Genomic DNA, 7,890 nt, shown 5'->3' with positions numbered 1-7,890 from the left:
CTCTCGTACCGCGCCTTGCCGGCCGACGCGGCGCGGTTGTTCCGACTGCTCGGCGTCGTTCCCGGCCCGGACATCACGGCCGAGGCCGCCGGCGCGCTGGCCGGCGTCCGGTCCGCCGCGGCCGGCGCCCTGCTCGACGGGCTGGCCAGGGCGCACCTGGCGCACGAGCACGTGGCGGGACGGTTCGCCGTCCACGACCTGCTGCGCCTCTACGCCGCGGAACGAGCGCGACGCGACGACGGCGCCGCGCCGCTCCAGGACGCCTTGACCCGCCTGCTCGAGCACTACCTCCGCAGGGTGTCGGCGGCCGCCGACCGGCTCTACGCGCACCTGGCCCGGCTGCCGTTGCCCGAGGGGTTGGGAGAACGGGCCGGCGACCCATCGGAGTTCGACGACGCCGCGGGCGCGTTGCGGTACCTCGACGCCGAGCGTGAGGGCCTGGTCAACGCCGTCCGGCTCGCCGCCGAACACGGACCGCCCGCACTCGCATGGCGGCTGGCCGACGCCCTGCGGGGGTACTTCGAGCTGCGGCTGGAGGCCGTCGGCTGGGGCGTCGTCGGGGAGACGGCACTGGCCGCGGCACGCGCGCACGGCGGCCCCGCCGACGTCGCCGCGGCGCACCTGAATCTCGGGAGCCTGCACGGGCGGCAGAGCCGGTACCGGACGGCGGCGGCCCACTACGAACAGGCGCTCGCGCTGAGCCGGCAGGCCGGCTGGGCCGAGGGCGAGTCGAGCAGCCTCGGCAGCCTCGGCAACATGCGCTGGGAACTCGGCGACCTGGAGTCCGCGGCCGACCACCACACCCGGGCGCTGGAGATCGACCGGCGGATCGGCTGGGAGACGGGACAGGCCACCAAGCTCGGCAACCTCGGCCTCGTGTACACCCAGCTCGGCCGCCTGGACGACGCGGTAGGGCACCTGCGCCAGTCTCTCGACTTGATGGACCGGACCGGAAGGGACACCGCCGAGCCGGCCACCTGGGCGAACGTCGTGGGAAACCTCGGCGAGGCCTACCTCGCGCTGGGCCGCCCGGACGAGGCCCGGGACCTGCTCGAGCGGGCACTCGCCGTGCAGCGCCAGGTCGGCAACCGGGGCGGCGAGGCCGTGAACCTGTGCGCACTGGCCGCCGTCTCGCGTGATGTCGGCGACTACCCGGCCGCGGGCGGGCTGGCCGAGGCGGCCGCCCGCCTGGCGCGCGACGTCGGCGACCACCGGGTCCAGGCCGAGGCCCTGAACGTGGTCGCCGCCGTTCACCGGTACCAGCAGCGGCACCGCCAGGCCGCCGGGGAGCACCTGCACGCCTTGCGCCTGGCGCGGGACTCCGGCAGTCCGTACGTGGCGGCCGAGGCCAGGATCGGGCTCGCGCTCGGGCACCTGCACCTGGGCCATCCGGAGCGGGCGCGCCGGGTGGTGACACGGGCCGCGGCGGTCGCGGCCGAGGCGGGGTTCGGAGTGCTGGTCGGCGAGGCGGCGAGCGTGCTCACCTCGGTAGAGCTCGCAGCCGGGCGGGTCGAGGCTGCGCTCGCCCAGGCGGAGCGGGCCGTGTCGGCGGCCGAGCCGACGCGGCACCGGCTCGGACTGGGGCGCGCCCTCCTGGCCGTGGCGGCGGCGCGGCGCGCGACGGGTGCGCTTGGCGGCGCCCAGGGCGGCACGGAGGATCCGCGGTTGCCCGCGATCGACGTCTTCGCGCAGGCGGGGACACCGTGGCCGGATCAGGCGAGGGCGCTGGGCCTGGGCGAGCTGTGCGAGGGGACGGCGTCGCGCCGGGCCAGATCCTGACCTCTGGCTCGGGCGCCCCCCTGCGGCGAGCTGCCCGACCACGGGGTGCTTGTCGGTGCGGACGCGATCCAACCCGAACATCATCATGGACCGGACACATCGCAACAATGCCGGAGTCCTGCCCACTGTGCGGGGCGGAGGATACGAATCTCATGACTTGCGAAGTTCCGTTCAACCTGTGATGAACGGTGTGCTGGGATTGAAGAGGTGCCAATTACCCTCGGTCGTTCGGCTGATATCCCGCTGGTGTTGGTATCGGAGTGCGCGCCTCACACCTCTTGGACTCTGAACCGACGGTCGAACGCGCAGAAGGAGTCCAAATGGCGCTCACAGGTGCGCCTCAGTAGGCCTGCTGTGGCGGGAATGTCCGTTGTGACGCCTGTTATGTATCCAGCGATGTAGCGGTCGGGGACAGGTCCAGGACGGGTCCGGTCGGCGGGGTATTGAACGGGACTTCATGGGTCGCGGCCAGATCAGGGGGAGATAATGCGGGGGTATCGTCGACAGTCACGGATGTCGATGTCGTATGCGTCCACGAGAGATCCGTTGTGCCCGGAGCGGGCTCCGGGATCGAGACCGTCGCCGCCGAATTGGCGCGTGGTCGACCGGTGGCGGACCTGCCGGACACGATGCGCCGCCGAGCGCTCCCGCCTGCCGGGGGATAGTTCCGGAGGTATCCGCTCCTCACGGCTCGCACCGCGGTTGACGAAGCTGGGTTCGGGCGAGGGCGGGGGCGAAGGCGTAGCCGCAGTTGCCAAGCCGAAGAATGACAGATTCACGACATCTTGCCCCTGTGGATCGTCCGGCGTTGGCGGCGTGTTGGCGGCGGCCGTCGGCAATATTGTTCGCTTGCCGACGAAACGGATCGGAATTACTCTTTGTCGGTAGTTCATGAGGGTGGCGCGGTGTGGGGGAGGGGTCTGCGGACCCAGGGGCGTGCCATGGGCGGAGAGCCGGGCGATCGCAACCAGCAGGAGTGGTCGATGTGACCGCCCCTGGTCTCCACCGACTTCGCGGTGCTCCGCAGACGAACGCCCGTGCGTCCACCGGATCGCTATGGGCGCATGGCCATGGGGAGGCGTGCGAATGGTTGTCCGGCATGAGGTGGAACGGTTACCGGTGGTCCAACTCGCCATCAACGAGATCGCGGGCGTGGACTCCCCCCGCACCTGCGGTGAGAGCCAGGAGCACGTCGAACTGCTCGCGGCCGCCGAGGCCGAGCTGCCGCCGATCATCGTTCACCGGCAGACGATGCGCGTCGTCGACGGTTCCCATCGCCTCCGGGCGGCGCGCCTGCGTGGGGAGCGGACCGTGGCGGCGCGACTGTTCGACGGCACCGAGGCCGAAGCCTTCGTCCTCGCGGTGACCGCCAACACCGAACACGGACTCCCGCTCTCCCTGGCCGATCGCAAGGCGGCCGTAGAGCGGATGATCCACTCCCATCCGCAGTGGTCGGCCCGGATGCTCGCCTCCACCGTCGGGTTGTCCACCAGGACCGTCTCCGAGATCCGCCGGCGGGTGATGGGCGAACCTCTGCAAGGGGAGACCCGGATCGGCCGTGACGGTCGTCGGCGTCCGGTGAACGCCGCGGAGGGGCGGCAGATCGCGTTGCGGCTGATCGCCGAGCAGCCAGAGCTCTCGTTGCGGGCGATCGCCCGCCAGGCCGGGATCTCCCCGGAGACCGTGCGGTCCCTGAGGAACCGCTCCCCGCAGGAGGGGACGGCGACCGCGGATCCACCGGGACTGGTCGCACGGCCGTCCGGGGGCGGGTTCGGGGGCGAGGCCGCCCGCCGCCGGGCGGCTGGCCGGCCCGCCACCCGCCCGGTCACCGCCCTACCGCCGGCGGCGCCCGCGCCGTCCCACCGCCAGGACCGGGCCGTGCTGCTGCAGCGTCTCGGTGCCGACCCGGCCATGCGCTTCAGTGAGAGCGGGCGGGAGCTCTTGCGGCTGATGGGTCTGCACACCATCAGTCCGGCCGCCCTGGGGCGCCTTCTTCAAGAAATACCGCCACATTGCCGGGACGCCGTGAAGCGGTTGGCCCAGGACGCCGCCACCACCTGGACCTGGTTCGCGTTGAACGTGGCGGAAATGCAGGTCGAACACCTGGGAGAGACACCCGAGTCCCGTTGATCCGGTCCATCCCACGAGTGGCGTCCAACTGGTGGTATTACCCGGTTGGGCAAGTGTGAAGCGTCCCTGGTTCGGCGGACGCAGGTGATAGTCGCCCCGATTCTTCGGGAACTTCACGATGGGCGCTTCACGCCGCAGTTTCCCCGCTGAATACAAGGTGGTGGTGGTTAGGTTCGTCATCGAATAGCAGCGACCGATCGTTGCGGTCGCCGGATTATCCCCGGCCACGGGATGGCGTTGGGTCGATGGGATGGTCCAGGCGCGTGAGGCCCGTGCGGCGGATGCGCCGTTGAGTGGGTCCGAAAGGACGCCGAGCGCGCTGAACTGCTGATCGCCGTCATTGAAGCAACCTGCACGCCCGGCCCGGAGTTTGGCGCCTGATGAAGGCTACCGGCCTGCTCGGACGTCACCCCGAGGCGCCACCGTTCCCGGAGAGCATCCGGTGCCGGCGCCGGACCTGATCGGCCGGCGCACCGAGTTGGTAACCGCTGCCCTGGACATGGCCCTGGACATGGCCCTGGCCCGGCGTCGGCCTCCCGTTGGCCGTGATTCTCCGCAGCGATCGAGGCTGCCAGCGCACATCGAAAGAGTTTGTCCAGCGCCGGCAGCGAATCCACGTTCGGCACCTGCAAGAAAGAACTCATGTACACCGGGCTCTGGCCGGACATGCCGCCACCGCTGCCCGGTTCGCCAACTATTTCAACACCATCCGTCGCCACTCCTGCCCTGGATATTTGACACCGAGAGAATGTGAACTAGTCTTCGGAAGACTCACCCCAGCTGGCGTCAAGGAAAATCGGGCACACTCCAGTGTGGGTGGCATTCGCACTCGTCGCGGGACCATTCGAAGTCTGTCTGACCGGAGTTGTCATGAAGATTCACTCGATCGACCACCTCGAGTACTACGTCGAGGATCTCGACGTAGCCGCGGGCGAGTTCTGCGATGGGTACGGCTTCGCGGTCGCCGGGTCGGGCGTTCCCTTCGTGCCGTCGGCGGGAGCCCGCAGCGTCCTACTCCGGCAACGGGGGATCGCCCTGCTGCTGACCGCTCCGGGAGATCCCGGCACGCCGGTAGCCAACTACGTGCTGCGGCACGGCGACGGCGTGGCCACGATCGCCCTGCTGGTCGACGACGCCGCGGCCGGTTTCGCCGAAACCGTTGCCAGAGGGGCGATCCCGGTATCCGCGCCAGCCACGCTCGGTGCCGCGGGGGAGGAGGTGACGGTGGCCTCGGTGCTGGCCTTCGGCGACGTCGTGCATCGGCTCGTCTCCCGTGCCCCCGGCGCCCGCCGGTTCGCCCCAGGCCTGGTCACCGAGCCGCGGGCGGGCGCGGAGTACGCCGGCCCGCTGGAGGCCGTGGACCACCTCGCGGTGTGCCTGCCGGCCGGTGGGCTGGCGCCCCTCGTCCGCCGCTACGACGACGTCTTCGAATTCGACGGAGTATTCGAGGAAAGGGTTCTGATCGGCTCCCAGGCGATGGATTCCAAGGTGATCAGGAGTCCGGACGGTTCGGTCACCCTCACGCTGATCGAACCGGATCTGGAACGGGACCCCGGCCAGATCGACCAATTCCTCACCGACCACGACGGCGCCGGCGTGCAGCATGTCGCGTACCGCACCGGTGACATCGTCGCCACGGTGCGCGGCTGCCGTGCGGCGGGGGTTCGATTCCTGGCCACTCCCGGCAGCTACTACGACGCTCTGCCCGGACGGTTGGGAGACCTGGACCTGCCGGTCCAGGAACTGCGCGATCTCGGCGTCCTGGCCGACAGCGACCCCACCGGGGTGATGTTCCAGATCTTCGCCCGGTCCACCCACCCGCGCGGGACCTACTTCAACGAACTCATTGACCGACGTGGTGCGCGGACCTTCGGCAGCAACAACGTCAGGGCGCTCTACGAGGCGGTCCGGCAGGACCGGACCGCCGCCGCTGCGGGCGGTCCGCAGGCCACCCGTTGAGACCGTCGGTCGCCCGGGCCCGGGGCATCGACCACCAACTCGTCACGCACGGAGAACGCCGGCGCCCGGGACGACCGCGCGCCGGCCAGGAGGTGGCACGTCGTGGAGGGACACCCTTACCGGCTCGTCGTCATCGGCACCGGACTCATCGGAACCTCGATCGCACTGGCGATGTCCGCGCGCGCAGCGGCGGTGCAGTTGGCGGACCGTGACTCCTCGGCCGTGGCCGCCGCCACCGCGCTGGGCGCCGGCCAGCCGCTCCCGGACGGCCCGGCCGAACGCCCCGCCGACCTCGCGTTGCTCGCCGTCCCCCCGGCGGAGGTGCCGACCGCCCTGCTGGCGGCGCAGCGCCGCCGGCTGGCCCGGTTCTATACCGACGTCGCGGGGGTCAAGGAGGCCCCGATCGCCGGCGCCCGGCAGTTCGGGTGCGACCTCACCACGTTCTGCGGCGGCCACCCGATTGCCGGCAGCCAACGCTCCGGACCTGCGGCGGCACGCGGCGACCTGTTCCACGACCGTCCCTGGGTGGTCTGCCCGACCGCGGAGACCGAACCGGCGGCGGTGGACGCCGTCCAGCAGGTCGTGTGGGCCTGCGGCGGCACCCCTCGGACGATGACCGCCCGAGACCACGACGCCGCCATGGCGCTGGTGTCGCACGCCCCGCACCTGGTGTCCTCCGCGATGGCCGCAGCGTTGTGGGAGGGCGCTGAGACGACCCTCTCGCTGGCCGGACGCGGCGCCCGCGACGTCACCCGGATCGCCGGCGGCAACCCGCAGCTGTGGCTGCAGATCGTCACGGCCAACGCGGGGGCGCTGGCAGGGGTGCTGCAGGGCATCGCCAGCGATCTGGCGACCACCGCCGAGGCCCTGCAGGCGCTGCACCTCGACGTCGGCGAACCCGTCGAGGCGGTCTCCGACCTGCTGGTGCGCGGCGCGGCCGGCTGGGCGCGACTGCCCGGTACCGACAGCGGCCTTCGCGGCGCCGTCGCTTCCGGGCAGCCGCCGGCGCGGGTGCGCGCCCTGCCGCCGGAGGCCCCGCCGGACACCGGGGCCGACCTGGGGTCGTGGCCGGAATCGGCGCTGCGGCTGTCCGAGGTGACCGAGTGAGATCCGAGAGGCAGGTGGGCCGACCCATGACCGAGGTCGAGGATCTGACCGTCACGCCGCCGCTGTCCCTGCGCGAGTATGGGATGCGGGCCCGGCAGTGCCTGCACCCGGCGGTGCTGGACTTTCTGGACGGCGGCGCCGGCTGCGAACGCAGCCTGGTGGCCAACCTGGCGGCGTTCGACCTGGTCCGGCTGCGTCCGGCGGTGCTCACTGGCGCCGGTGAGCCCAGCACCCGGGTCAGCGTCCTGGGCCGCGACTGGGGGATGCCGGTGGCCGTGGCGCCGATGGCCTACCACGGCCTGGCCCACCCCGACGCCGAGCCGGGCACCGTCCGGGCTGCCGGGGCGGATGGGGTCCCGGTGATGGTCAGCACGTTCGCGGGCGTCCTGCTGGAGGATCTGGCCGCTGTCGCGACCGCCCCGCTGTGGCTGCAGCTGTACTGCCTGCGCGACCGGGATTTCACCAGGCACCTCGTGCAGCGTGCGGAGCGGGCCGGCTACGAGGCGCTGGTGCTGACCGTCGACGCACCCCGCCTGGGGCGGCGCCTGCGTGACCTGCGGCGCGGATTCCGGATCCCCGCCGGGGTGGTCCCGGTCAACCTGCCGCCCGAACTCGCCGCCGGCCACCTGTCACCTGCGGCCGGTGCGGCGGCCGGGTTCGACCCGGCCCTGGACTGGGGCGTGGTCGACTGGATCCGTTCGATCAGCGGGCTGCCGCTGCTGCTGAAGGGCATCCTGCGTGGCCAGGACGCCGCCCGGGCGGTGGCGGCCGGGGTGGATGGTGTCGTGGTCTCCAACCACGGCGGCCGGCAGCTGGACGGCGTGCCGGCCACCCTCGACGTGCTCGCCGAGGTGTCGGCGGCGGTCGGCGGCCGGGCCGCGGTCCTGCTGGACGGCGGGGTGCGCCGCGGCGTCG

5 protein-coding genes are annotated in these 7,890 nt (G+C 71.9%); all 5 read left to right on the top strand.

Features of this window, described 5'->3' with window-relative positions:
• The coding region (locus AC08OU_RS20185; protein WP_476605557.1) for a tetratricopeptide repeat protein at positions 1-1,779 on the top strand (1,779 nt) is incomplete at its 5' end.
• Positions 1,780-2,865: 1,086 nt separating this feature from the next.
• A complete protein-coding gene (locus tag AC08OU_RS20180) occupies positions 2,866-3,909 on the top strand; it encodes a ParB N-terminal domain-containing protein (protein ID WP_476605556.1) in 1,044 nt (347 codons plus the stop codon).
• An 870-nt stretch (positions 3,910-4,779) separates the two neighbouring features.
• A complete protein-coding gene (hppD, locus tag AC08OU_RS20175) occupies positions 4,780-5,868 on the top strand; it encodes a 4-hydroxyphenylpyruvate dioxygenase (protein ID WP_476605555.1) in 1,089 nt (362 codons plus the stop codon).
• Between the two features lie 102 nt (positions 5,869-5,970).
• Positions 5,971-6,975: a prephenate dehydrogenase gene (locus tag AC08OU_RS20170; RefSeq protein WP_476605554.1), complete on the top strand. Its 1,005-nt coding sequence runs from the start codon at positions 5,971-5,973 to the stop codon at positions 6,973-6,975.
• A 26-nt stretch (positions 6,976-7,001) separates the two neighbouring features.
• The coding region (locus AC08OU_RS20165) for an alpha-hydroxy acid oxidase (RefSeq protein ID WP_476605553.1) at positions 7,002-7,890 on the top strand (889 nt) is incomplete at its 3' end.

This window comes from Frankia sp. CcMO1, assembly GCF_977945845.1.
This window is presented reverse-complemented; position numbering and strand designations above follow the sequence as displayed.

Excerpts from the sequence above, each read along its gene's own strand:
- hppD (WP_476605555.1), top strand. The coding sequence starts at position 4,780 with ATGAAGATTCACTCGATCGACCACCTCGAGTACTACGTCGAGGATCTC.
- AC08OU_RS20180 (WP_476605556.1), top strand. The coding sequence starts at position 2,866 with ATGGTTGTCCGGCATGAGGTGGAACGGTTACCGGTGGTCCAACTCGCC.